Consider the following 25,407-nt stretch of genomic DNA (forward strand, 5'->3'; position numbering starts at 1 on the left):
ATTAATCTTCTTTAAAGAACCTTGCAGTAACAATCTTTCTTTCGGTAAAGAAATTAATAACATCTTTACCCTGAGCTTTTGTATCGCCGAAGAAAGACTCCTTTATTCCGCCGAAAGGGAAATATGCAACAGGTGCCGGTATTCCTATATTAATGCCTATCATGCCGGCACTGGCCTCCATTTCAAATTTTCTGGCGTAATAGCCGTTCTGGGTAAATATAGAAGCGCCATTGCCGTATTTATGGTTTTTTATCTGTTCCAATGCATCATCTAAAGAGTCTATTTTAACCATGGATACTACCGGCCCGAATATTTCTTCCTTTGCTATCGTCATATCGGGAGTGACATTTGAAAATATGGTAGGCCCGATAAAGTATCCCTTCTTTAATTCATCGGAAACTACTATATCTCTTCCGTCAAGTGTGAGCTCGGCCCCTTCTTTTATTCCTGTTTCAATAACACCTAGAATTCTGTCCTTTGCCGCCTGGGATATTACAGGACCCATTTCTGTATCCGGATTCAAGGCATCTCCTACTATGAGCTTTTTAGCGGCCTCAACAAATTGAGCTTTTAGTTCGTCATAAACTTCGGGAACTGCAGCTACAACACTGGCCGCCATGCATCTCTCCCCGGCACAGCCATAGCAGGAGGTTAAAAGGGAATCAACCACTTTGTCTAATTGAGCGTCCTTCATGACCACAATGTAATTTTTAGCAGAGCCTAATGCCTGATATCTTTTGCCTCTCTTTGAACATTCCTCGGCTATTTTTCTTGCTATTTTAGATGAGCCGACAAAGGAAATACCTTTGATTTTGGGGCTTTCAATCATAGCATCGACCACATCTATGCTGCCGTTTACTATGTTTACTACTCCATCAGGAAGGCCTATCTGATCAATTATTTTAAAAATCTTTTGCATTGTTAAGGGAACTTGTTCTGATGGCTTTAAAACTATGGTGTTTCCTGCTGCTATGGCATAGGGCAAGAACCAAAATGGAACCATTGCGGGGAAATTAAATGGTACGATTACTCCAAATACACCCATAGGCTGTCTTATTACCTCTCCGTCAATTTCAGAAGCAATGCCTTCTAATTTTTCACCCTGCATGAGCATAGGCATACCGCAGGCTACTTCAAGATTTTGAATGGTTCTTTTAAGCTCTGCTCTTGCATCTACAAGATTTTTTCCTTGTTCCAGAGAAACAGTCCGGGACAGATCCTCGAAGTTCTCTGACATCAAATGCTGAAGCTTGAACAGATACTCGCATCTTGTTGCAACTGATAGGTTTTTCCACCTCTCGTATGCAGTTGATGCAGCTTCAATTGCCCTGTTTGTTTCATCCTTTGTAGAAATAGGAACTTTGCTTAAAATCACTCCGGTAGATGGGTTGAAGTTTTCTTTATAGCTTGTACACTCAGCATCCACCCATTTGCCGTTAATGTAATTCTTAATAGTTTCCATAATGGTTACCCTCCTTGATTTTAATTTATAGTATTAATTATTATGAAAAATTATTAACATAGTAAAATAAAAAAAGGCCGCAGAATATCCATAAGATATTTTACGACCTCATTGCCATGAAATATAACTTTTCTAAATTATACAGTCAAAGCTTAAGTTGTGTCAATATGCGTATAATTTTAAAGATTAAGAAAAAAATAAATATCTTGACACATAAAAATAAATATTATATTATGGGAAAAATGAAGTAGAAATCAAAGCTAAAGAGTGTAAAAATGCGGATGCCCATAATATATTTTTAATGCTAAGTTTTATGAGAAGGCAAAGGAGTCTTCTCATTACAAATTAATTTGTAGTGAGAAGACTCCTTTGTTTTTTTATAAAGAGATTTATTTAAATTGATATAAATAAATTTAAAGAAAAGATGGGAGAGTGTAAAAAATGAAGAAATTAGGAGTGTTATTTTTAGTGCTGCTGCTGACTTTGTCAGCAGCAGGCTGCGGAGGCGGTTCAAAACCTGCTGAAAATTCGCCGACAGGCGCTGCACCAGCCGGCGCAGTAATCAAGGTTGCATCCGTTACTCCTTTGTCAGGCTCACAGGCTGCCGTAGGAGAATCGATTAAAAACGGTGCACAGATGGCTCTTGAAGAGAGGGTGGAAGAATTCAAAAGCTTAGGCTTTGATCTTCAATTTTCACCCCAGGATGACCAGGCAGACCCCAAGGTTGGTGTTTCAGTAGCTCAGAAGCTTATAGTTGACAATGACCTATTAGCGGTTGTAGGACACTGGAATTCGGGCGTGGCCATACCATCATCAGAAGTTTATGCTAACGGCAATTTAGCAATGGTATCACCTGCCAATACTGCAAATGATGTAACAGACAGGGAACTCCCAAACGTTAACCGTATTTGCGCAAGAGACGATGCCCAGGGTCCTGCAGGTGCAGACTACGCATTTACTGAATTAGGCATCAAATCAATCTTCATCATCCAGGACAAGACCACATACGGCCAGGGTGTTGCGGATGAATTCAGAAAGCAGTTTGAAGCAGTAGGCGGAACTGTATTGGGTTATGAAGGTATTACAGCCGGAGAATCAGATTTCAGTGCCGTTCTTGAACAGGTAAGAGCTACTAAAGCTGAAGCAGTTTACTTCGGAGGAATATATCCTGAAGGCTCATTATTAATAAAACAGTTAGATGAAAAGGGAATCAAGGTTAAGTTCATAGGACCTGACGGAATGGACTCATCAGAAGTAATAAAAATTGCAGGTGATTCGGCAATAGGAAGTGTTTATACTTCATTGGCAGCAGATATTTCAGGCACAACTGAAGGTAAAGCGTTCATCGAAAAATACACACAAAAATTCAGCAAAGCTCCTGAAGCCTATTCATCTTATGGATATGACGCTATGAATGTTACATTGAATGCTATTGTGGAAGCTGCAAAAGGAAACGGCGGCCAGAAGCCAACCAGGGAACAGGTTGTAGCGGCTGCACGTGCAACAAGCGGTTTCAAAGGTGTAGCTACTAACGTTACTTTCAACAAGAGGGGCGATAATACAGAGGCCAGCATTTATGTATATAACTTTGTAGAAGCTAAATATCCTCCTACCGTTGCAAAACAGATACCTGCAGCAGGTTTCCTGAAAGATTAATATAAAAAAACGGAGAGAAGAAATTCAATATTTCTTCTCTCCACAAAATAAATAGACGTGCTGATAAATATTTAAATATGAAACTAAACCAATTCTTTTAATAGAAAGATTTTCAATGAGTTATCTGCCAAGTGATAAATTAAAGGATTTTGATTTTAAACTTGGCTCATTTTAATTTCAAATACGGAAAGGTTGTTTGCTTATGGAACAAATGACTGGGATGATACCACAGTTGTTTATAGACGGACTGACCCTGGGTTTCGTATATGCCATAGTTGCATTGGGTTATACGATGGTATACGGAATTCTGGAGTTTATCAATTTTGCTCACAGTGAAATATTCATGGTAGGTGCATTTGTAGGCACCGAAGTGCTTTTATACCTTCAAAGCGCAGGTTATCTGACCAATATACCGGCGCCTTTGGCACTTATGATTGCACTTTTGGTTGCAATGATATTGAGTGGAACCTTAGGAGTTTTTATAGAAAGGATTGCTTACAAGCCTGTCCGCAGTGCACCTAAGCTGGTGGCATTCATATCAGCAATAGGTGTTTCCTTTTTCCTTCAGGACGCTGTCAGGCTTATTGAAGGCTTATGGAAAAATGCCTTTTATCTGTCAACTCCAAAGCTTTTCAGCGGAAGCATAAAAATAACGGGAACGCTAGAAATACCTGAGAAGGTTATATATATAATGGTCATTGCCGTATTTATGATGGTGGGGCTTACACTCTTTGTAAATAAACACAAGCTGGGAAAAGCCATGAGGGCAGTTGCCCAGGACAGGAACACAGCTTCTTTGATGTCAATTAATACTGATATGATAATTTCACTTACATTCCTGATTGGAGCAGGTTTAGGGGGAGCAGCAGGTACGCTATTTTCAGTGCAGTATGCACTGGTACACCCCTATGTTGGCTTTGTTTTGGGAATGAAGGCCTTTACGGCAGCGGTTTTCGGAGGCATAGGAAGTTTGCCAGGTGCTATGCTGGGTGGTATTTTATTAGGGCTTTTGGAAGTTTTCGGTGCAGGTTTCTTAGGGATACTTACCAACGGGGCTATCGGAGCCGAATATAAAGATGTTTTCGCATTTGCAATACTTATTATAATATTGATTTTTAAACCCAGCGGTTTGCTGGGAAAAACAGTGGGAGAGAAGGTGTAGGAAATGGCAAAAATCATAAATACAATTCAGGAACTCTTGAAAAAAGAATTGCTGCAGCTAGCCGTCATCTTCTTATCTCCGGTGCTGTTATATTTATTCAACAGCAATGGTATTATCTTCATATTATTCTTAGCATCCTTGTTTTTACTCCATCAGTCTAAGAAGCTGAATATTAAGATTAAGATGATCATAGTCGCAGTGGATTTAATTGTAATAATGCCTTTAGTGGGTGTTACCAACAGCTATTATCTGGACGTAGTGACTCAGATTGGGATTTATGCCGTATTGGCCATAGGACTTAATATAGTTGTCGGCTTTGCAGGCTTGTTAAACCTTGGTTACGTTGGATTTTACGCTGTAGGGGCTTATGCATATGCAATTTTTGCCACAGCTCAGGCAAATAATTTCATTCCGGAATCTGTTTTCAAATTTCCCGTATCGGGAAACTGGTTCTGGCTGTTTTTGATAATCGGCATGATTGTATCGGGAATTGTGGGATTTTTAATTGGTTTGCCGGTTTTAAGGTTAAGAGGCGACTATCTTGCCATAGTTACATTAGGGTTTGCGGAAATAATAAGGATTATTTTTAATAACCTGGATAAGCCCATTAATATCACCAACGGCCCTAAAGGTTTAACGCCCATAAAGCCTCCGGCCATATTCAATATAACACTGAGCAAGCCGATACATTTTTACTTCATTATATTAATATTGTTTATACTCACAGTTATAGTTGTTAATAGGCTTAATAATTCCCGTATCGGAAGGGCATGGACGGCTATAAGGGAAGATGAACTGGCCGCAAGGACAATGGGCATACCTATAGTTAAAATGAAGCTTCTGGCTTTTTCCATAGGAGCTGCCTTTGCAGGCATGATGGGAGTTTTGTTCGCTGCCAGGCAAACCTTCATTGACCCTTCAAGTTTCGGCTTTATGGAATCCATAGGAATTCTTGCCATGGTCATCATGGGAGGTATGGGAAATATTTCAGGTGTCATTATAGGCGCTCTCGCTGTAGTTGTGCTGCAGCTTCACGTACTCAAGGAGCTTTCAAGCTTCTTAAGGGATTTGACGGTGGCAGGTATTTTAAATGTACCTTCACAGTTAGACCCTGCAAAATACGAGAGAATGGTCTTTGGTTTGATTTTGATTGTTATGTGTATATTCAGGCCTCAGGGCTTCCTGCCGGCTAAAAGGACTATGGAATTCATAAAAAAGTATGCTAAAAATTTAGATAAAACCGATAAGAAGGATTTATCCGTAGAATAGGGGGGATGTGTAATGACATTTTTGGATGTAAAGGGATTGACTAAAACTTTCGGCGGGCTGACTGCTGTCAATAATGTAGACTTTTCCATGGAAAACAAACAGATAGTAAGTGTAATCGGCCCTAATGGTGCCGGCAAGACTACATTTTTTAATGTAATAAGCGGATATTATCACGACCATGGCGGTACCATCACCTTTGATAATCAGAGTCTTAAGGATTTGACACCTGAAAAGGTGGCATCCTATGGGATTGCCCGAACCTTCCAGAATATAAGGCTTTTTCAGGATATGCTGACGGTGGAAAATATACTGGTAGGCATGCATCTTCATATGAAGTCAAATCTTTTTGATATAGCCTTTAAAACAAAACGTATGAGAAGAGAAGAAAAGGAAGCCTATGACAAGGCCATGGAGCTTTTAAAATACGTAGGCTTGGAAGGAAAGGACAATGAGCTTGCCAAAAACCTATCCTACGGTGAGCAAAGGCGCCTTGAAATTGCCCGAGCTCTTGCGGTTAGGCCTAAGCTTTTGCTGCTTGATGAGCCGGCTGCCGGACTTAATCCTAAAGAGACAGAGGAAATGAAGCAATTCATCATAAGGTTAAGAGATGAGTTAGGCCATGCCATTCTATTAATCGAGCATGATATGAAGCTTGTTATGGGACTGTCGGATAAAATTACCGTTATCAATTACGGAGTCAAAATTGCAGACGGAACTCCGGAGGAGATAAAGAACAATCCGGAAGTTATAAAGGCATATTTAGGCTCTGATGCCGATTCCGATGAAGTAGCATAAGAAGGGAGGAAGAATAATTTGGGTAAACCGATACTGGGAATAAAAAACGTGGATACCTTTTACGGTAAAATACACGCTCTTAAGGATGTTTCTTTTGAAGTAAATGAGGCTGAAATTGTCACCCTTATAGGCAGCAACGGAGCAGGTAAAACTACCACTCTTAATACCATTTCCTCCATATTGAAGCCTGCAAAGGGAGAAATAGTGTTTAACGGACAGACCATAAGCCGTATTGCTCCCCACATAGTTGCAAAGGGCGGAATTGCCCACGTGCCAGAAGGAAGAAAGATATTTCCTAAAATGACGGTGGAAGAAAATCTTGAGATGGGTGCATTCCGTTTTAATGATAATAACAAGATAAAGAAAAACATGGATTATGTTTTTGAATTGTTTCCAAGACTTCTGGAGAGGAAAAAACAAAAAGGCGGTACCTTATCAGGAGGCGAACAGCAGATGCTGGCTATGGGCCGTGCCCTTATGAGCGAGCCTACCTTGCTTTTGCTGGATGAACCCTCCATGGGCCTGGCGCCTCTTTTGGTTGAGCTTATATTCGAATCCATAAAAAGGCTTAACAGCGAAGGAATAACCATACTTTTAGTTGAGCAAAATGCCCACAAAGCTTTAAAGATAGCCCACAGAGGCTATGTGCTGCAAACAGGCAGCATAGTCCTTACAGGAACTGGAGCGGAACTTTTACAAAACGAAATGGTAAAAGAAGCATATTTGGGATAAAGCATGTGCCGTAAATTATTTGGGGGGACAGGCATAAATATGCCAGAACTACGGAACTATTAAAAGCAATATAAGGGAAGTCATTTTAAAGAATTCCATGTTAATAAACAGGAGGTGATGAATGGTCATTACCTCCTGTTAAATTTATTTTATTGTATTCCATACTCTTCCCATACTAACGGGATCATTATATTCAAGAGTGTAATCATCAATCCATACCGGGTTGAAGGCTTTTGAGACAGATGATGCAATTTCCCTGCTCTGATTCGAAGCCAGATCGTAAATAAATAATGTAACAGGTATATTTTTATTTTCAAATTCCTTCAGCAAATCTGCATCGTTCATCATTGGATAATTGCTGTAAGTATAAAGCTGACGATCTATATTTAAAGCCCTGTCGTTAAAACCGCCGGGGAGATTTGATACATCATATTTTACTACGTCCCATGTATCTGTATTGATTTTAAATAGAGAATATGCTCCCATAGAGGGGCTGAACATTTGGCCGAAGAAGTTTTTATTGTCCATTGACCACTGGAACATATCGATAAAGAGGTCATCATTATAAACAATACACAAGTCATCGGTGGTATACTCCTTCAGGACCTGCCCGCCCTTATCAATAAATTTGAGGGTATTCTTGTCACCGGCAGCAAATGTGTTTTTATCATATGAATCTTTGAATTCCAGGCCATTTTTTAAGTAAATCTTCTGATCCTTAAGTTTATTCTGAGGAAGGTCAGAAATACATTCTACTTTCCATAGTCCATTATCCTTTACCATATTTACATCAAAGTAATATATACCTTCTTCCCAACCGGAATACAAGCCTGTTTTTGGAGTTATTTCAACTTTGGCTCTGAAGTAAACAGTGGGGATAGTATTATCTTTACTGTTTTCAGTTGATAGATTTGGGGGAAGGTAGCTTTCCAGTGACAATAATTTTGCAGATTCAAAGGTCCAGTAATATTCAGGTTTAAGATGACTTTTAAAATACGCTTCCTGATCATAGGTCAATAACTTTGAAGCGGAAGTATAATCCTTATTTTCCAGAGCCTTAAAATATGAGTGTATTACCTGTTTACATTCCTGCTGATCATTCAAGGTGATAGAAGAGTTTTCAAGAATTATTTTAATGGTAAGGGTTTCATCTTTGTTTGTTCCGAAATAGTTTTTGCTATACGTAAAAGTGCCGTCCTCTTCCCACTTCACAGGGAGCAAGTAAAACTCAGGGCTGCCTTTTACAATTGTCTTTCTTTCCTTTGTTTCAACATTATAGATTACGATATCTGTTGTGCCTTCAAGGGAAGTATCAACAACAGTTTGCATGGAATGCCAGTTTCCAAAGGCGAGCCATTTAGAATTCAAGAACCACACAGGTTTTCCTACATATGATATAGAGGTTATTTTTTCCGGAGTTTTTATAAAGCATATATCACCTGATCTGTTAGGAGATGTACCAGTGTCATATATAACATAACTGTCATCCGGAGACCAAAAAAAACGGCAGAAGAACGGCGGCCAGGCAACAGCTCCCTTTACCGGAACAGGCGTATTTTTGCCTGCCTCCCATAAATATATGACAGTTCCGGGCGGGCCTTCAAAGGTAAATATGGCAAAGTACTTATTGCCAGACCAGCTATACTGAAATTTTTCATTGTTTAAATAATTATCGATAGTTTCAAATGTACTGTTATCAAGTTTGAGTTGGGATGGGTCTATAATATTATTTTCTTGGGGTAAAGTTGATGCATCAGCCTCTTCTTCGATATAATTTTCTGTAGGTGTAGGTGTAGGTGTAGGTGTAGGTGTAGGTGTAGGTGTAGGTGTAGGTGATTCCTGTCCGCTTTGAGCATTTAGCGGAGCAGATGAAAAATTTTTGCCATTCTGTGGCAGGCAGCCACATAAAAAGCACAGCATAATTAAAAACAATAAGTATATGGCAGTTTTTTTGTAAATCATAATAAATATTTCCTTTCAGAAAATACCGTAAATTGTATCCGATGGTTTTTTGAAATTAGTTTTGCTGTTACAAACAGTTCCACCATATTATACCAAATTGGCTGTTAGAAACAAAGAGCTGAATAATGGCAAGAATGACTGCCACTAAGGCAATACACAGGATGGGAGCAAGATATTTTAAAGCCCGCTAAAGATTATATTTTTATAAAAAATTTTTAAAAAAATGTGAAACTTTTTTTGGGATAAGCTGGTCTTTATAAATATAGAAGTATTAAATTATTATTTTAACAGAATAACCATTAAATTAAGTTTGAAGGTAGATACATTTATGAAAAGTACAAAAATAGTATTATCTATGTTAGCCATCGGTATTTTAGCAATTTCATTTGCATTAAGGTACAATAATATGGCTAAACCAACCGATAAAATACAAGCTCGGGTGGTAAATAAAAGTAAATTTACTATAAGTGAAGCTGCATCAGAAAGAACAAATTTTAAAGCAAATGTAATGAAGGATATAAATGAGCCGCAAAATGAAAAAGACTTCAATAACCCTATCGTGCTTATAACTGATATTGAGGATGATTTAAACAATAATGAATTATCAGAGCAATATAATTTAATTCTTTCAATTAAAAGTTCAGAAGGAATAATTATTACTTGTAATTTAAAGTATAACAATTTTAACATGCTCCCCCTTATATCATACAGTTTAAATAATAAAGCTGCTAACCATAAGGGGGAGCATATTTTTATCGGGCATATCTTCTTATAATATTACCCTTCCAATAGCAGTGGCGGATATTTTTGTGCCTAAAATGAGCTTTGGCTGCCCGTCTTCAGGGGATATTATATTTTGCAAATCGGCAGAAACGGCGATATCTCCGGAGGCGCCGCGAAGTGTTGCTTCATCATAAGCGGCTTTTTTGGCCTCTTCTTCTGCTATTCGTGCTGCTTCTTCTATAGTTACCACAAAGGTGTTTTTGTGTTTTCCGAATATCATGTATCCTTTAATACCGCTTGAAGAGTATTCGGGCTTTACCTCAATTTCTGCAGTGACGGATATATTTCCTACAATTGCTCCTAATGCATTTGCCACGCCTGCATTTTCAGGTATTATATACTTTGTGCCAAAAGCTTTGGCTACATCGGGCAAAAATATGTGTATGGGTGCACCTACGCCTATTAAGGTCGCCGGGATGTTGAAGCCTATATTTAAGAAGCTTGTGGATTTGCCTGACCGGGCTTCCTTGAAGCTGTCAAGGACTATGTTTTTAACATCCTCTGAAAGTCCCGTTTCCTTGAACTTAGGATAGTTATCCTCGAGAAGCATCCTTGCAATATTAAAAAATAGCTTTTCCTTAACTCTTGTATATACCATATCGCAAAGGGTTTCTACCTTAACTTCCATTACGGCTGCTGCATATTTGGCGCCTAAAAGGGATGCTTCCCGGTCAAATCTTAAAAAGTCTCCTTTTATATGCATTATATCCGTAGGAGTCAAACCGCAGCGCATGATGATTCCTTCTTTTTCAAGGCGTTCGGTATCCAGGCTGTGGGGCTTTTTGCCTGCAGCTTCTGCTGCTTCGGAAAAAATAAGAGGGCCATTTTTCAGCACATTGCAAAGGGTAATTTCAGTTTCAGAATAAAAACTTTCATCGGGCAGGTCCTTTACCAAAAAGAAAAATTCATTAAAGGGAAATGCAGATACTTTTCCTGAATTTATAAGCTCGTTAAGCTTATCTGTTACCTGAGGCCACCTGTCTGCTGCTATGCATAAAGGCACAGCACGTGCCGGTTTTAAATCCATAAAGCGGTTCCTTCCGTATTCTATGAGGCTATCTCCTCCTAATCCAAAGGTATCTATGTATACAGCCTTTACAAAGGTTCTCCACTTTCCTACGTTTACACCCTCTGTGGCTTTTACAGGAACACCGTTTTTGACAATTGCAATATCCGTTGTGGTACCGCCCATGTCTATTATCAGGCAATCCTTTTCTCCGGTAAGCTCGATACCTCCCATTACGCTGGCGGCAGGTCCGCATAAAAGGGTTTCTACCGGCCTAACCGTTGTGAATTTTTCAGACATTAAGCTTCCGTCACTTCGCACAATAACAACAGGTGCTTTTATGCTTCTTTTTTCAAGAGAGGATTTTATAGCTTTAAGAAAGTCTTCAATGACTGGAATAAGCCGTGCATTTAAAAGGGCGCTGGCGCCCCTTTTAATATAGTTATAATCGGAAAAGAGCTCATGGCCGCATATAGTATTGATATCATAAAGCTCTGTCAAAATTTTCTTAGCTTTTCTTTCGCTCTCGGAATTTCTGACCCCAAGATGCTGGACTATAGCGACGGCATCGGCATCCTTAATCCATTCACTGCAATCATTTACAAATGCGTCCCAATCGGGTTCCTTTACCAAACTTCCGCTTAAATTTATCTCTCCATCGATAAAAAGTATTTCCTTAGGATCAGGCAAGCCATATGCTTGTCCTGTTTGAAATACCACATCCTTATATCCGCCTATGAATATAAGCTTTCCCCTGCCTCCTTTTTCTTCAACGCAGGCATTGGTAGCTAAAGTGGTGGACAATGATACAAGCTCTGCTTTTTTAAGCATGTCGGAGGGAAGACCGTCCAAAGCATTTCCTATGCCTAAAGATAGATCTTCTTTTGTAGTAAGGGCCTTTGAAGAAAATAAAACGTTCTTTTCTTCAAAATCATATACGACGCTGTCTGTATATGTACCACCGGTGTCTATTCCTATTCCTATCTTCATAAAATACTCCTTACATATAAAAATCAGGATTTAAATTAACGTTTTAATCGCAGCATAATATGCAACTTATAATCTAATATATAACAGATAATATATTAATTCTTGTAATTTAATGACAATTTTTCATATCGCTGTATCGAGGAATTTAAGATGGGGCTGTTGCTTTTAAACAACGTAACAAGCATTGTGAGAGTTCTGTACAAGTTCTTGGTGACACTACCGCAGAAAATACTTAGAATTTTAGATTGTTTGAGCGTAGCGAGTTATCAACATTTTTGTATTTTCAAGGCAGGGGGCCTTAGAACTTGCAGAACTCGAACATAGCAATGCAGTGTTTAAAAGCAACAGCCCCATCCATTGCTAATTTATTGTCACTGCCTGTTTTCCCATCATCTCCCAGTGCTCTTCAAAGGAACATAATGGATATCTGCACCTTTGACCCATATAAGGGTCGTTAACTATTACATGAGATTCGTCGTAGCCTACAAGCAATACTGCATGTTCCGGGACTTTCCATATAATTATATTACCCTGTTCATCCTGCCAGGTTTTCGAGATTTTAGGATAGACATTGCCGATTGTACACCATACGATAACCGGCTTTCCGGAATCTATTGCTTTTAAAATTTCCTCAAAGGATGCACCTGTCAAATCCAAAGCACTGTCCGGAAGGTACTTGTTTAATATATCCGCGATGGGTTCGTGGTATACTCCATATCCGTTTACGGTAAATGGATTGCCCACAAAGGCTTTGTGAGGGTTATCTCCATACAGTCTGTTTTCCTTTGCTGTTGGTATGCACCCTATTGGAAGTGACCCGGCTACTTCCTCCTTGCTTACATTTACCCCCGCCCAATTTAATAGCATCGTCAATGATGTCGCTTCACATCCTGTCGGAAGCTCAGGAAATTGGTTTAAAACAGGTGCTTTGATTATTGTGCCTATATTTTTTGCATATGCAGTTCCGGGTAAATTAAGCAGTAATTGGAGTAAAAGGATTATTATCGCTGCGGATATTTTTATTCTTTCAAGACCTAAAGGCGGATCGCAATTTCCTGAAACATCTGCCGTTTTATTTTTCATTTTAATCCCCCATTCAGCCTATCGTTTTTATTAAACAATTGACTTAATCCAGGGTAAATGCCGGTAAAACGGTGTATAATATTTCAAGGCATTAAGACCAATGTGACAATAAAGAAAATCAATTAAACCGATTTTCACTAGATAGTTTTAGCATATTCAGGTGTGGTATGTTGATGAATTTTTGCCATTAATAGATTATATGTGAAATATTTTTTTGGCAGCCATGGTGGATTCAGGGCACAGATGTAAAGTTAAGCCTCCTTTTCTGGGAGGTTTTTCATTAAAATAAGAGAAAATATTGGCAACACTGTGTTAAAATTAATGTAATATTATTTTTTCAGATGAGGGTGAACAAAATGGAAATTAAAGAACTTGCAAGACTATATAAACAATATGTAATAAATATGAGAAGAGAATTTCATAAAAATCCCGAAGCCAGTTTAAAAGAATTCTGGACTTCAGGAAGAATAAAAGGTGAGCTTGATGTTATGGGGATTCCCTGGGTTTCCTGTGCAGGTACGGGAATTATTGCAACCATAGAGGGAATGCATGAGGGAAAAACCATAGGGTTGAGAGCGGATATGGATGCTCTTGAAATTACCGAGGCAAATGAAGTTGAATATAAATCCCAAAATGATGGCATCATGCATGCATGCGGTCATGACGGACATATAGCAATGCTTTTGGGCACTGCTAAAATATTGAATGAATGCAGGGATAAAATAAAAGGTACAGTCAAGCTTTTTTTTCAGCCGGCAGAGGAAATAGCAAGAGGTGCCAAAATGATGATTGATGAAGGGGCATTGAACGGCGTGGACGGTGTATTTGCCATTCATCTCTGGAGCGGGCTTGATGTGGGAAAGGTCTCTGTTGAAGCAGGGCCAAGAATGGCGGCTGCAGACTTTTTTAAAATAATAATAAAAGGCAAAAGCGGTCATGGATCCATGCCTCATCAGGCTATAGATGCTGTAGTTGCAGGAGCGGCCTGCGTTATGAATCTGCAATCCCTTGTCAGCAGGGAAATGAACCCATTAGAGTCTGTTGTCATCAGTGTAGGATCTTTTCATTCGGGAACAAGGAATAATATAATTGCAAACGAAGCGCTATTGGAAGGTACCGCAAGATGCTTCAATCCTAAAATAAGGCAAGAGATTCCAGATGTTTTAGAACGTATGGTTAAGAATACTGCGGCAGGCTACAGGGCAGAAGCAGAATTAAGGTATGTAGAGGGTACGGCGCCTACCATAAATAATGTTGAATGCTCAAAATTGGCAGCATCATGCGTAGAAAAAATATTAAGCAGGGATGCCGTGGCAGAAACAGAAAAGACCACGGGAGGAGAGGATTTTTCACTGTTTTTGGAAAAGGCTCCCGGGATTATAGCTTTTGTTGGTATAAGGAACGAAGAAAAAGGAACCTGTTATGCTCATCATCATGAAAATTTCAACATGGATGAAGATGCCTTGGAAATCGGAACTGCTCTTTATGCACAGTATGCGGTGGACTTTTTAAATAGTAAATAATGAATATAAAATATGATTACTGACCTGGGCTTCCCTATTGAAGTCCAGGCTTTAATTTAACTCAAACTTAATAGTGTGAATATAAATATATTAAATTACGTCAATTATAATGAGTTTTGTAAAGTACGTCCGTAATCCAGGCTGTTACATAAATATAGTAAATATGGTAGAATAGGGGTTGCTGTTATATCTATATAATGGCCTCAATGGAGGGATAACGTGGGCATCATCGTGAAGTTTATGCTTAAGAATATCGCAGAGAGAAAATTCAGGACTTTTCTTATTTTATTTTCTATAATTATATCTTCAGCTCTTTTTTTTGCTTCCAGCGCCGTCGCCGGTACCGTTGAAAAAATGTTTGTGGAACAGATGAAAAACGTATATGGTACGGCAGACATTATTATTCAGCCGGGAGATAAATCACCTTCATCATTTTTCTATATGAACAGGCTGGAAGCATTAACAGGCTATATGGACTATGCCGTAGGCACAGTGGAATCAATCGGTATTTACAGGCCGAACAGAGATGAAGAAGTCAGGTTAAGCTTAAAGGGAATCAACTTTGAGGATTTACAGATTATGAATCCGGTTGTACTCAGAGAAGAGTTAAAAAATGAGCCTTTTACAGGCAAAATGATCATCATAGGGATTGAAACAGCTAAAAAATATAACCTTAAGACAGGGGATACAATTGATATCGAAATTCGGGAGTCAAAGCATAAATTCTTAATATCAGGAATATCGGAAACTATAGGATACTTTGTAGAGCAGGGGCAAAACATCAATGCGGTTATTCCAAGAGAGACTCTAAGCAGTATTTATGATTCAAAGGGTGCGGTTACTACAGTATATATAAAACCTAAGGACCCTTCAATGGAAATGAATTTGATAGATGAACTTTCAAAATTGTACAAGCAATATGTCGTAAGGGAGACTTTAACTCAACAGGATATAAAAAGCAGTTCGGGAGGACTTACTTCATCATTTATGATAATGGTGGTGACGCTGCTTTTAATGAGCATGTTCATCATTTATACTTCCTTTAAAGTAATAACAATGGAAAGGCTGCCTGTCATAGGGACATTCAGGAGTATTGGGGCAACTAAAGGTATGACAGGTTTAATGCTTATTTTGGAGGGAGTTTTTTACGGAATAATAGGCGGTTTATTGGGATGCGGCCTGGGAATTGGAATTTTGTATCTTGTCACATATCTTTCTTCGCCCATATGGCTTAAAGGTCAAGAGATAACCCTTGTCTATACGCTCTCACAGCTTGTAGCGGCATTTCTTATGGCTGTCATATTGTCCTTTATAAGCTCTTTGATACCTATTATCAGGACATCATCTATTCCTGTAAAAGATATCGTCTTAAACAAAGTTGAAAAGCATTCCAAACCGGCAGTGTGGTTACCCATACTTGGTATAGGCCTGCTGCTGATATCCATACCTGTCCCTTTTATTCCTGCAAAAAAGTTCGGGGTAGCAATAGACGCCATAGGTATAACCGCCATGATGGCAGGAGCCGTTATTTTAATACCCTATATTACCGGCCTGTTTATAAAAGCTTTTGAAAAAGTATACAGTTATATCTTTGGCAATGAGGGTGTCCTGGCAGTAAAAAATTTGAAAGACAATAAAAATATGGTAAATAATATATCATTGCTTTCCATAGGCATTTCAACCCTGCTGATGATTAATATATTGTCTTTTAGCGTTTCCATAGAGGTACTAAATGCCTATGGAGGCTGGCAATATGAAATACAGATGTGGACTCAGAATGCAGACAGGGATACGGAAAGGATTATTGAGACAATCGACGGAGTGGAGGATGTTTATGGGGAGTCTGGAATATACAATGTAAATATCGCCGGAACGTCAGAACAGATCGTGTATCTTCAGGGAGCCGATGCCAGAGAATTTCCGGAATTTTATTCATTCACTTTTGAAGGCGATAAAAAAAGAATGCTGGAAGCTTTGGACCAGGGAAGAAATATTATAACAACAAATATTTTTAAGGATAAATATAACCTTAAGGAAGGGGATACAATTGCCTTGAAGCTTGGAGGGGGAACGAAGACCTACAGAGTAACAGGATTTTTTGATTCCCTTATGATGAATGGAAGCTATGCCTTGATATCCGAGAGATATTTTAAATTGGACACAGGGGAGAGATATTTAAATCAAATCGTTGTAAAGACCGATAAGGATCCTGATGCAGTAGCACAATCCATAAAAGAGCGGTTTAAAGGAATGTCTTTATGGATTCAGACGGTGAAAGAATCTGAAAGAAGAAATCAGGAAAGCAACCAGCAGTTATTTTCAGTATTAAAGGGGTTTTCCTTTATGACAATGGTGGTAGGAATATTCGGGGTACTCAACAACTTTCTGATAAGCTTCATGGAAAGAAAGCGATGGCTGGCCATGCTCCGCTCCATAGGCATGAGCAGAAGGCAGATAATAAAGATGATATTTGTAGAATCCCTTACAGGAGGGCTTATAGGAGGAATAGCGGGCATAGGATCAGGCATTCTTTTGATTTTATTCGTACCTAATTCCCATGTTATTAAGGAAGTAGCGGCACCCATCCCAATGCATTACTCTTTAAGTATATTTATATATTCCTTATTATCGGGTATGGTGATCACGCTTATAGCATCCATAGGACCGGCTGTAAAATCTTCAAAATTAAACATAATAGAGTCCATCAAGTATGAATAGGAGTGAAAAAGTGGAAGCAGTTATTGAAGCGGTAAATGTATGTAAAACCTACAGGTTTGGAAGTTTGGACGTGGATGTCTTAAAAAATATCAATATGAACATAAAAAAAGGAGAATTTGTCTCAATTATGGGCCCTTCAGGTTCCGGAAAGAGTACGCTTCTCTATCTTGTAGGAGGCCTTGATAAACCGACATCAGGGAGCATCAGGGTAAAGGGAAGGGAGCTTTCGGCTATGCAGGACAGCGAGGAAAGTATAATGAGAAGAAGAGAAATAGGGTTTGTATTTCAGTTTTATAATCTTATCCCCAATCTTAATGTAGAAGATAATGTAATGCTGCCCCTGCTGCTTGACGGGAAAAAAATTAAAGACTATAAAAGCAGACTTAAGGAGATCCTTGACATAGTTGAGCTTTCAGACAGAAGCCATCATACGCCAAGGGAACTGTCGGGGGGACAGCAGCAAAGGGTTGCTATAGCAAGGGCTTTGATAAATGAACCGGATATTATCCTTGCAGATGAGCCTATAGGAAATCTTGACTCAAATACCGGTACAGAAGTTATGAAGCTTTTAAAAAGAATAAATGAAGAAAAGTCCAAAACTATAGTACAGGTTACTCATTCAAGTGAAGCGGCCCAATACGGACAGAGGATTATTTATGTGAAGGATGGGAAGGTGTGGGATAAATGAAAAAAATGATTCTGATAATATTAGCGATAACTGCTGCTCTGATGAGCTCCTGCGCAGAAGAGACCAAGCAGACAAATGCGCCGGCTGAAGATATAAAAAAGGAAAATGCATTTGTAGATGCATCGGGTACTGTCAAGTCAAAGAATATAAAAAACATTATAATTGACTTTCCATCATCGGTAGAGAAGGTGAATGTAGAAGAGGGCCAAAGGGTAAAAAAAGAAGATGTTTTAATTACACTTGATTTTACAGATTATAATTTTCAAGTTATCCAAATTGAGCAGGAGCTTAAAGTGTCACAGATGGAGCTTCAGAGCCTTCAGGATAAAGTTAATAAAATGGGGGGAGACAATCCCGATATCCAAAAGCTTCAAAACGACCTGAAATACGCTGAAGAACTTTATGCCAGTGCACAGGAGGAATTTGATGCCCAGCAAAAGCTGTACAATTCAGGATACATACCAAAACAACAACTGGATGAGCAGAAAAAGGGACTGGATTCCAAAAGAAAAAATATGGAAGATATAAAATATGCCATGGATAAAATACAGCATAATAAGCAGGAAGAAGCTGAGAAGGTAAAAATACAAAAGGAGAAGCTTGCATCTCTAGAGTATAATTTAAAATCATTACGTGAGAAATTAAACAGGAATTATATAATACAGAATAATATTATATCGGAGCTTCAAAATGGACTTGTTTATGAAATAGGTTACAAATCCGGTGATATTATAAGCACCGATAAAAAACTTTTAAGTATTATGGATCTGGACGGCCTTTTTATCGACGTAAATATTGCTGAAGAATTTATAAAAGATGTAAAGCCGGGAGCAAAGGTCATAATTCATCCTGTGGCTGACAGTTCCAAGGTCTATAATGGAGAAGTGTACAAAATTGCCGATATGGCAACCAGGGAAAATGGACAGACCTTTGTCAGAGCGGAAATTACCATTGAAAATAATGACGGCTTTTTGCTTCCAAATTTTAATGTGGACGTAGAGATTAAAAGGTGAGGGTTAATGGTATTTAATTACAATTAACGGTATTTATGCTATAATAATGTAATAATTCATAGAGGCCAACCTGTAAAATGAGGAGGTGAACCGGGGCCATATAAAGGCTTTGGAGAAAATGAAAATAGCTGATGGTTTGGAAATGCTGCAGCTTAAAGCACCCCATGAGGATGCTCCTAATTTTTTTAATCTTACCCTTTTATGGGATGAAGATACTGCAGTATTGTTTGATGCGGGATTGCCCGGACAATTGAAGGACATAAAAGATTTGATTGAAAAGACAGGCGTATCCTTTGGCAGGCTTAGTAAAATATTTATAACTCATCAGGACGGAGACCACATAGGAAGCCTTAAAGATATAAAAGATGAGCTTGGCGGGAAAGTTGAAACCATGTCTCATGGAGAGGAAAGACCATATATTGAGGGAGATAAAATGCCCATAAAAATGACGCTTCAGCGCATAGCACAAATAGAAGCCGAAATTAATGTCCTTCCTGAGGAAGAGCGTGAAAAAGAAAGAGCTATGTATTACATCAAAGGAAAGATCGACTGCGAAGTTTACGATGGTCAGGAATTTATCATTTGCGGAGGGATAAAGGTAATACATACACCCGGTCATACTCCGGGTCATATCTGCCTTTACTTAAAGAAATATAAAGCTTTGGTTACGGGAGATGCATTAAATGTTGTGGACGGCAAATTATACGGTCCTAATCCTATATACACTTATGATATGGAAAAGGCCTTGAATTCCCTTAAAAAGCTATCGGATTATGATATACAAACTGTAATCTGCTATCACGGAGGAATATATAACAATAATGCAAACCAGCGTATTGCTGAATTAATACAAGGAGAGGATGTATGGGTGAAGTAAGTGGAATTTCTTGATTTAGCTAAAAAGCGTTATTCTGTACGAAAGTATCAAAATAAAAAGGTTGAAGAGGAAAAGCTTTTAAAAATATTGGAAGCGGGTAGAATTGCCCCCACGGCGGCAAATGCCCAGCCTCAAAGATTAATAGTGGTCCGGGAAGAAAAGGGCCTTGAAAAATTACATAAGTGCGCAAGGCTTTATGGAGCACCTCTGGCAGTTATAGTGTGTGCCAATCATGATAGTTCATGGAAAAGGCCATATGATAAAAAAGACACATCAGACATTGATGCTAGCATTGTAACCGATCATATGATGCTTGAGGCTACGGAATTAGGATTAGGCACTGTATGGATATGCTATTTTGCCCCTGAAGTTTTAAGGGAGGAATTCAATCTTCCGGATAACATAGAGCCTGTAAATATCCTTGCCATAGGATATGCGGAAGGTGAAGATGCTTTACCAGACAGGCATGATACTATGCGCAAACCCATAAAGGATACGGTTGTTTACGAGACATTTTAAAGTGAGGGACGGTCTGATACGTCCCTTAAAAATTTGGCTTTTTTGAGTGAAAATGCTATAATCTAATTATTTGGGGAAAAACTATACAATTGAACAGTCTTTGCTGGACGCAGCACTTAAGATGTCCATTATTGGAGGTATTAAACTATGGAGCAGGGTAAAATAAAAGATTTGTTGATTACCGCAACAAAAATAAGAAAGCATTCAATCGAGGCAGTATACAGTGCAAGTTCCGGGCATCCCGGAGGCTCACTTTCAATAGCAGATGTACTATCGGTTTTATACTTTGACTTAATGAAGGTAGATGCCAATAACCCTAAGTGGGAAGACAGAGACAGGCTTGTACTTTCAAAAGGCCATTGCAGTCCCGCCCTTTACGGGGCATTGGCAGAAAAGGGATTTTTCTCAAAGGATCTTATAAAGACTTTCAGGCATATTGACAGCATACTTCAAGGCCATCCCGATATGAAGTGCGTTCCCGGTGTGGATATGTCTACCGGTTCCTTAGGACAGGGAATTTCAGCAGCATGCGGTATGGCGGTGAATGCCAAGATATTTGACAAGAATTACAGAGTATATGCAATTGTCGGAGACGGAGAGCTTGAAGAAGGACAGGTGTGGGAAGCAGCTATGTTTGCCGCTCACTATAAGCTTGATAACCTTACAGCCTTTATAGATTTCAACGGCCTGCAGATAGACGGACACGTATCTGAGGTCATGTCACCAATGCCCATTGATGAAAAATTCGCAGCCTTTGGATGGAACGTAATCAAGATAAACGGCCATGATATAGAAGAAATTAAAAATGCTGCAGTGAAGGCAGCACAAGTAAAAGGCAAACCTACAGCAATAATTGCAACAACTATAAAAGGCAAGGGAGTATCCTTTATGGAAAACCAGGCTTCCTGGCATGGTTCTGCTCCTAATAAAGAACAGTATGAACAGGCAATAAAAGAGCTTGATGCATACCTTGAAAGCCTGGGGGTGAAATAAATGGCAGATAATATAGCGACAAGAGAAGCATACGGCAAAGCTTTGGCAGAATTCGGAGATAAATATGAAATAGTAGTATTGGATGCCGATTTATCAAAATCAACGAAAACCGATACTTTCAAAAAGAAATTTCCTGAAAGGTTTTTAAATGCAGGTATAGCAGAGTCCAACATGATGTCCATTGCTGCAGGCATTGCAAGCTGCGGCAAAGTGGTATTTGCAAGCACCTTTGCAATGTTTGCCGCCGGAAGGGCATTTGAACAGGTGAGAAATTCCATAGGATATCCCAACCTCAATGTAAAAATAGGCGCCACCCACGCAGGCATAACCGTAGGCGAAGACGGTGCCACCCATCAATGCTTGGAGGATATTGGAATAATGCGAACCATACCAAATATGGTTGTCATAAATCCCGCCGATGCAGTAGAAGCAAGGGCAGCAGTGGAAGCCGCCATAAAGCATAATGGCCCTGTTTATTTAAGGTTCGGAAGATTGGGTGTACCCGTCATATTCGATGAATCACAATACAACTTTGAACTGGGCAGGGGTGTAATGCTTGCAGACGGAAACGACGCAGCGGTGATTGCAACAGGGCTTATGGTCCATGAAGCATTGAAAGCTAAGGAAGAGCTTAAAAATGAAGGAATAGACCTACGCGTTATAAATATTCATACCATTAAGCCCATAGATAAGGAAATAATAATCAAAGCTGCAAAAGAAACGGGGGCCATAGTTACGGCAGAAGAGCATAATATATTGGGAGGCTTAGGCAGCGCTGTTGCTGAGGTGGTTGCAGAAAGCTATCCCGTGCCTGTAAAAAGGGTAGGAGTGGAAGATAAATTCGGCCGCTCGGGAAAACCGGCTGCCCTTTTAGAAATGTACGGCCTTACCGCAAAAAACATCGTTGAAAAAGTAAGAGAGGCAATAAAACTTAAAGTAAAATAATGAATAGCTATCATGTTATTGGCTAACTATAATAACGAGTCATATTCTACACCAATATAAGGAGAGTGGATTTTATGATGAACCGCAGAAGAATGATGAAATCAGTTCATGGTCCGGGTACTGTAGGTATAATGGCAGGTGTGCTGGGTTTAGGCATAGCAACTGCAGTATTCATGAAGATGAGATCCCACTGGTAATGTAGAATAAGAACTTAAGGCAAGGCAAATGCCTTGCCTTTTCATTTTTTTGTATATATATACTTATGATAATATATAATTAGCAGCGGGAGCCGTAGCATATGTTGCCATAAATTCCAATGTCCAACCAAGGGATATAGATGTGCCAACCCTGCAGAATACGTTGAAAAAACAAGGATTTTACCTTCTAATATAGATTAATTGAAAAATTAAAATAAAATGGGCAAAGAGGTCAATATAAAAGGCTATATTGACTTTTTTGTAATTATATGCTTCAATAAATAAAAAAGAATAATTATACCTCATCTCCTTAAAGAGGTGAGGTAGAGGAGCAGCGTTTAATAGTACATATGCTGAGGCCGGAAGCCGAGGATACATATGGAAAGGAACCGCTGCCGAAGTTTCAGACATCCAAAGTCTGCAGCTGGGACTGTATCGAAGAGATGCAGGACTGTCATCCACGCATTTGACCATTGCATGGGTGGTGCGCTATCTCAAAAATGGGTCGAGGGGGGTGCGGGTCTATACCTATGAGTATATGAACGCCTATTATAATTAGGTGTTTTTATATTTTTTGATAAATAGACCATGTATAAAAATGAAGGGATGGATAATTTTATGAAAAGGGTACTGGCGATTTTACTTACAGTGGCAATGTCCTTTGCCGTTATGGCAGGATGCACAAATCAAAATTCAGGTTCAGGCAATCAGACAGAAGATATCGTTGCATCAGTTAAGAAAAGCGATGCAATAGCAGCTGCTTTACCTGACAGGGTAAAAACAGCAGGAAAAATCATGATAGGTGTAGACGATTCATATCCTCCAATGGAATACAGGGATGACAATAACGCCCTTGTAGGCTTTGACGTGGATTTCGGCAATGCATTGGGTAAAAAGCTAGGCGTGGAAGTTGAATGGGTTCCGACAGCTTGGGAAGGAATAATACCTTCACTGCAGGCAGCAAAGTTTGACTTCATACTTTCCTCACTCAGTATAACTGATGAGAGGAAATTGGAAATAGGATTCAGCGAACCATACATTCAGGGCGGTCCTGTAATCATCACTTTAAAAGAAAATACTTCGATTAAATCAGGTGACGATTTGGTAGGCAAGGTTGTAGGAGCTCAGCTTGGTACTACAGGGGAAGATGCGGCAAAATCAGTAGAAGGCGTTAAAGAAATAAAATCATATGATAAAATAACTGAAGCGCTGCAGGATTTGTCGGCTAAAAGAACTGAAGCTGTTGTAGCCGATGACCAGGTAGGAAGGTACTACATTGCCTTAGACCCTGAAAAGTACATTGTAGCCGGAAAAATGGTGGAAGAACCATTCGGTATCGGTTTCAGGAAAGATGATACAGCATTAATTGATGCTGTGCAAAAAGCCATTGATGAATTAAAGAGCGAAGGTACACTTTCAAAGATTTCTATGAAGTGGTTCAATTCAGATTATTATAAAAACTAGTAGAAAACGTGTACCATTGTAAAGCCTGAAGATAAATTGGCAGAGTTGCTGCTAAGTGCAGCAATTCTGCATTAATTGAATGAGGTATGCAATGGTACTAATTATTTCGTGGGGGGCTAAACTTGAATATAGAGTTTATACTTAGTAAATTACCGTTTTTGCTTCAAGGCAGCATTATGACCATACAGCTTACGGTAGTAACATTAATTATCGGCACATTTCTTGGCATAATACTGGCATTGCTTAAGATATCAAAAATAAAGATAATAAATTTATTGGCGACATTTTATACCTGGGTCTTTCGCGGCACCCCATTAATACTTCAGCTGTTCTTCTTTTATTATGCTCTGCCTATTTTAGGAATAACTTTTTCTCCATTTACTGCAGCGGTAGTTGGATTGAGTTTAAACTGCGGGGCTTATATGGCGGAGATTATAAGAGGCGGAATCCTGGCAATTGACAAGGGGCAGTTTGAAGCGTCAAAAGCCTTAGGATACACATATTTTCAGACTATGACCAAAATAGTGCTCCCTCAGACTATAAGAATCATACTCCCTCCTGTAGGAAATGAGTTTATAGCAATGTTAAAGGACACATCCCTTGTATCCACCATTGCCATGGTAGAACTCATGAGGACGGCAACGCAGATTTCATCAGCAACATTCAAATATACAGAAATGCTTTTCAGTGCGGCAGTATTGTATCTTGTTATGACGACTTTATTCACCAGCGCATTTTCGGCACTGGAGAAGAAGCTTGCAGTTTATGTTTAGGAGGGGTGTCAAATGAATATAATTGAAGCTCAGCAATTGACTAAAAGATTCGGACAGCTGACAGTCTTTGAAAATATAAACGTAAATGTAAAAAAGGGAGAAGTAGTCGCCATCATCGGGCCTTCAGGCTCAGGCAAGAGTACATTTTTAAGGTGTTTAAACAATCTTGAAGAAATAGACGAAGGCAGTGTCTATGTTGAAAATCAGAAACTGGACTATAAAAATAAAAAGGCTCTAAAGGAAATAACCACCAAAATGGGAATGGTATTTCAGAATTTTAACCTCTTTCCTCATATGACGGCATTGGAGAATGTCATGGCTGCTCCTATTACTGTTAAAAAAGAACCAAAGGGAGAGGTGATGGAAAGGGCTAAAGGCCTTTTGAAAAAAGTAGGGTTAGAGGATAAGATGGACAGTTACCCGGCAAAATTGTCGGGAGGACAAAAACAAAGGGTGGCTATAGCCCGTGCCCTTGCAATGAAACCTGACATAATGCTCTTTGACGAGCCCACATCGGCATTGGATCCTGAATTAGTCGGAGAGGTTTTAAATGTTATAAAGGATCTTGCCAATGAAGGCATGACCATGCTTGTAGTAACTCATGAAATGGGCTTTGCAAAAGAGGTGGCAGACAGGGTTATATTTATGGACGGCGGAAAAATTGTTGAAGAAGATATACCTGAAAATATTTTTTCCAATCCTAAAGAACAGAGAACGAAGATGTTCCTTGAAAAGATACTGTAAGCTTTTTAAGGTTATAGATAATTGAAAACTACAGCCTCTGCGTAAATTCCGCA

The 25,407-nt window shown here is 39.1% G+C and carries 22 protein-coding genes and 1 riboswitch; of the genes, 18 read left to right on the forward strand and 4 right to left on the reverse strand.

Annotated elements, in window-relative coordinates:
• Position 1: 1 nt before the first annotated feature.
• On the reverse strand, positions 2 to 1,462 hold the full coding sequence (locus tag OXPF_RS04405; protein ID WP_054873994.1) for a CoA-acylating methylmalonate-semialdehyde dehydrogenase: 1,461 nt from the start codon (positions 1,460 to 1,462) through the stop codon (positions 2 to 4).
• A gap of 441 nt (positions 1,463 to 1,903) precedes the next feature.
• Here OXPF_RS04405 and OXPF_RS04410 point away from each other — a divergent pair, with 441 nt between their 5' ends.
• The 5 genes from OXPF_RS04410 (at position 1,904) to OXPF_RS04430 (ending at position 7,076) form a co-directional block, all read left to right on the forward strand.
• Entirely contained in the window at positions 1,904 to 3,118 is a 1,215-nt protein-coding gene (locus OXPF_RS04410; RefSeq protein WP_054873995.1) for a branched-chain amino acid ABC transporter substrate-binding protein, read from the forward strand.
• A 202-nt stretch (positions 3,119 to 3,320) separates the two neighbouring features.
• Entirely contained in the window at positions 3,321 to 4,280 is a 960-nt protein-coding gene (locus OXPF_RS04415; protein ID WP_242854314.1) for a branched-chain amino acid ABC transporter permease, read from the forward strand.
• Between the two features lie 3 nt (positions 4,281 to 4,283).
• Positions 4,284 to 5,549: a branched-chain amino acid ABC transporter permease gene (locus tag OXPF_RS04420; protein WP_054873996.1), complete on the forward strand. Its 1,266-nt coding sequence runs from the start codon at positions 4,284 to 4,286 to the stop codon at positions 5,547 to 5,549.
• A gap of 12 nt (positions 5,550 to 5,561) precedes the next feature.
• Complete coding sequence (locus OXPF_RS04425) at positions 5,562 to 6,344, forward strand: ABC transporter ATP-binding protein (protein WP_054873997.1); 783 nt, start codon at positions 5,562 to 5,564, stop codon at positions 6,342 to 6,344.
• 30 nt (positions 6,345 to 6,374) lie between these two features.
• Complete coding sequence (locus OXPF_RS04430) at positions 6,375 to 7,076, forward strand: ABC transporter ATP-binding protein (RefSeq protein WP_083479701.1); 702 nt, start codon at positions 6,375 to 6,377, stop codon at positions 7,074 to 7,076.
• Positions 7,077 to 7,220: 144 nt separating this feature from the next.
• On the opposite strand, the gene OXPF_RS04435 is transcribed toward OXPF_RS04430, so the two are convergent.
• Positions 7,221 to 9,038 carry a DUF4829 domain-containing protein gene (locus OXPF_RS04435; RefSeq protein WP_054873999.1) on the reverse strand — a complete coding sequence of 606 codons (1,818 nt, stop codon included), beginning with the start codon at positions 9,036 to 9,038 and terminating at the stop codon, positions 7,221 to 7,223.
• Positions 9,039 to 9,366: 328 nt separating this feature from the next.
• On the opposite strand from OXPF_RS04435, the gene OXPF_RS04440 reads away from it, so the two are divergent.
• Complete coding sequence (locus OXPF_RS04440; RefSeq protein ID WP_054874000.1) at positions 9,367 to 9,813, forward strand: hypothetical protein; 447 nt, start codon at positions 9,367 to 9,369, stop codon at positions 9,811 to 9,813.
• On the opposite strand, the gene OXPF_RS04445 is transcribed toward OXPF_RS04440, so the two are convergent.
• Both OXPF_RS04445 and OXPF_RS04450 read right to left on the reverse strand, forming a co-directional pair.
• Positions 9,808 to 11,817, reverse strand: a complete 2,010-nt coding sequence (locus OXPF_RS04445; RefSeq protein ID WP_054874001.1) for a hydantoinase/oxoprolinase family protein — start codon at positions 11,815 to 11,817, stop codon at positions 9,808 to 9,810. The genes OXPF_RS04440 and OXPF_RS04445 overlap by 6 nt on opposite strands.
• A gap of 360 nt (positions 11,818 to 12,177) precedes the next feature.
• Positions 12,178 to 12,900, reverse strand: a complete 723-nt coding sequence (locus tag OXPF_RS04450; protein ID WP_054874002.1) for a C39 family peptidase — start codon at positions 12,898 to 12,900, stop codon at positions 12,178 to 12,180.
• Positions 12,901 to 13,256: 356 nt separating this feature from the next.
• Between OXPF_RS04450 and OXPF_RS04455 the strand changes: the two genes are divergently transcribed.
• The 12 genes from OXPF_RS04455 (at position 13,257) to OXPF_RS04510 (ending at position 25,354) form a co-directional block, all read left to right on the forward strand.
• Positions 13,257 to 14,423, forward strand: a complete 1,167-nt coding sequence (locus OXPF_RS04455) for a M20 family metallopeptidase (protein WP_054874003.1) — start codon at positions 13,257 to 13,259, stop codon at positions 14,421 to 14,423.
• A gap of 219 nt (positions 14,424 to 14,642) precedes the next feature.
• Complete coding sequence (locus OXPF_RS04460) at positions 14,643 to 17,141, forward strand: ABC transporter permease (RefSeq protein WP_054874004.1); 2,499 nt, start codon at positions 14,643 to 14,645, stop codon at positions 17,139 to 17,141.
• 10 nt (positions 17,142 to 17,151) lie between these two features.
• Positions 17,152 to 17,829, forward strand: a complete 678-nt coding sequence (locus OXPF_RS04465; RefSeq protein WP_242854315.1) for an ABC transporter ATP-binding protein — start codon at positions 17,152 to 17,154, stop codon at positions 17,827 to 17,829.
• Positions 17,826 to 18,842, forward strand: coding sequence for an HlyD family secretion protein (locus OXPF_RS04470; RefSeq protein WP_054874006.1), 1,017 nt, complete (start codon positions 17,826 to 17,828; stop codon positions 18,840 to 18,842). Before OXPF_RS04465 ends, OXPF_RS04470 begins: the two co-directional genes overlap by 4 nt.
• Positions 18,843 to 18,960: 118 nt before the next feature.
• Positions 18,961 to 19,719, forward strand: a complete 759-nt coding sequence (locus tag OXPF_RS04475; RefSeq protein WP_054874007.1) for an MBL fold metallo-hydrolase — start codon at positions 18,961 to 18,963, stop codon at positions 19,717 to 19,719.
• Positions 19,720 to 20,238, forward strand: a complete 519-nt coding sequence (locus OXPF_RS04480; protein ID WP_054874008.1) for a nitroreductase family protein — start codon at positions 19,720 to 19,722, stop codon at positions 20,236 to 20,238.
• Positions 20,239 to 20,385: 147 nt separating this feature from the next.
• Entirely contained in the window at positions 20,386 to 21,231 is an 846-nt protein-coding gene (locus OXPF_RS04485) for a transketolase (protein ID WP_054874009.1), read from the forward strand.
• On the forward strand, positions 21,232 to 22,176 hold the full coding sequence (locus OXPF_RS04490) for a transketolase family protein (protein WP_054874010.1): 945 nt from the start codon (positions 21,232 to 21,234) through the stop codon (positions 22,174 to 22,176).
• Positions 22,177 to 22,250: 74 nt separating this feature from the next.
• On the forward strand, positions 22,251 to 22,373 hold the full coding sequence (locus tag OXPF_RS23310) for a hypothetical protein (protein ID WP_278308342.1): 123 nt from the start codon (positions 22,251 to 22,253) through the stop codon (positions 22,371 to 22,373).
• Positions 22,374 to 22,689: 316 nt separating this feature from the next.
• A riboswitch (Lysine riboswitch) is annotated at positions 22,690 to 22,873 on the forward strand.
• Between the two features lie 118 nt (positions 22,874 to 22,991).
• Positions 22,992 to 23,837 (forward strand): transporter substrate-binding domain-containing protein, encoded by an 846-nt coding sequence (locus OXPF_RS04500; protein ID WP_054874012.1) that lies wholly within the window; start codon positions 22,992 to 22,994, stop codon positions 23,835 to 23,837.
• Positions 23,838 to 23,959: 122 nt separating this feature from the next.
• Complete coding sequence (locus OXPF_RS04505) at positions 23,960 to 24,610, forward strand: amino acid ABC transporter permease (protein ID WP_054874013.1); 651 nt, start codon at positions 23,960 to 23,962, stop codon at positions 24,608 to 24,610.
• Between the two features lie 12 nt (positions 24,611 to 24,622).
• The gene (locus tag OXPF_RS04510) at positions 24,623 to 25,354 is read left to right on the forward strand and encodes an amino acid ABC transporter ATP-binding protein (RefSeq protein ID WP_054874014.1); all 732 of its coding nucleotides are present in this window, start codon (positions 24,623 to 24,625) and stop codon (positions 25,352 to 25,354) included.
• Positions 25,355 to 25,407: the final 53 nt, after the last annotated feature.

Origin of the sequence: Oxobacter pfennigii, from assembly GCF_001317355.1 — a bacterium.
GTDB lineage: Bacteria > Bacillota > Clostridia > Clostridiales > Oxobacteraceae > Oxobacter > Oxobacter pfennigii.

What these genes read in the sequence shown, in the direction of transcription:
- OXPF_RS04405 (WP_054873994.1), bottom strand. Translation starts at nt 1,462, where the DNA reads ATGGAAACTATTAAGAATTACATTAACGGCAAATGGGTGGATGCTGAG.
- OXPF_RS04410 (WP_054873995.1), top strand. Translation starts at nt 1,904, where the DNA reads ATGAAGAAATTAGGAGTGTTATTTTTAGTGCTGCTGCTGACTTTGTCA.
- OXPF_RS04415 (WP_242854314.1), top strand. Translation starts at nt 3,321, where the DNA reads ATGGAACAAATGACTGGGATGATACCACAGTTGTTTATAGACGGACTG.
- OXPF_RS04420 (WP_054873996.1), top strand. Translation starts at nt 4,284, where the DNA reads ATGGCAAAAATCATAAATACAATTCAGGAACTCTTGAAAAAAGAATTG.
- OXPF_RS04425 (WP_054873997.1), top strand. Translation starts at nt 5,562, where the DNA reads ATGACATTTTTGGATGTAAAGGGATTGACTAAAACTTTCGGCGGGCTG.
- OXPF_RS04435 (WP_054873999.1), bottom strand. Translation starts at nt 9,038, where the DNA reads ATGATTTACAAAAAAACTGCCATATACTTATTGTTTTTAATTATGCTG.
- OXPF_RS04440 (WP_054874000.1), top strand. Translation starts at nt 9,367, where the DNA reads ATGAAAAGTACAAAAATAGTATTATCTATGTTAGCCATCGGTATTTTA.
- OXPF_RS04445 (WP_054874001.1), bottom strand. Translation starts at nt 11,817, where the DNA reads ATGAAGATAGGAATAGGAATAGACACCGGTGGTACATATACAGACAGC.
- OXPF_RS04450 (WP_054874002.1), bottom strand. Translation starts at nt 12,900, where the DNA reads ATGAAAAATAAAACGGCAGATGTTTCAGGAAATTGCGATCCGCCTTTA.
- OXPF_RS04455 (WP_054874003.1), top strand. Translation starts at nt 13,257, where the DNA reads ATGGAAATTAAAGAACTTGCAAGACTATATAAACAATATGTAATAAAT.
- OXPF_RS04470 (WP_054874006.1), top strand. Translation starts at nt 17,826, where the DNA reads ATGAAAAAAATGATTCTGATAATATTAGCGATAACTGCTGCTCTGATG.
- OXPF_RS04475 (WP_054874007.1), top strand. Translation starts at nt 18,961, where the DNA reads ATGAAAATAGCTGATGGTTTGGAAATGCTGCAGCTTAAAGCACCCCAT.
- OXPF_RS04485 (WP_054874009.1), top strand. Translation starts at nt 20,386, where the DNA reads ATGGAGCAGGGTAAAATAAAAGATTTGTTGATTACCGCAACAAAAATA.
- OXPF_RS04490 (WP_054874010.1), top strand. Translation starts at nt 21,232, where the DNA reads ATGGCAGATAATATAGCGACAAGAGAAGCATACGGCAAAGCTTTGGCA.
- OXPF_RS23310 (WP_278308342.1), top strand. Translation starts at nt 22,251, where the DNA reads ATGATGAACCGCAGAAGAATGATGAAATCAGTTCATGGTCCGGGTACT.
- OXPF_RS04500 (WP_054874012.1), top strand. Translation starts at nt 22,992, where the DNA reads ATGAAAAGGGTACTGGCGATTTTACTTACAGTGGCAATGTCCTTTGCC.
- OXPF_RS04510 (WP_054874014.1), top strand. Translation starts at nt 24,623, where the DNA reads ATGAATATAATTGAAGCTCAGCAATTGACTAAAAGATTCGGACAGCTG.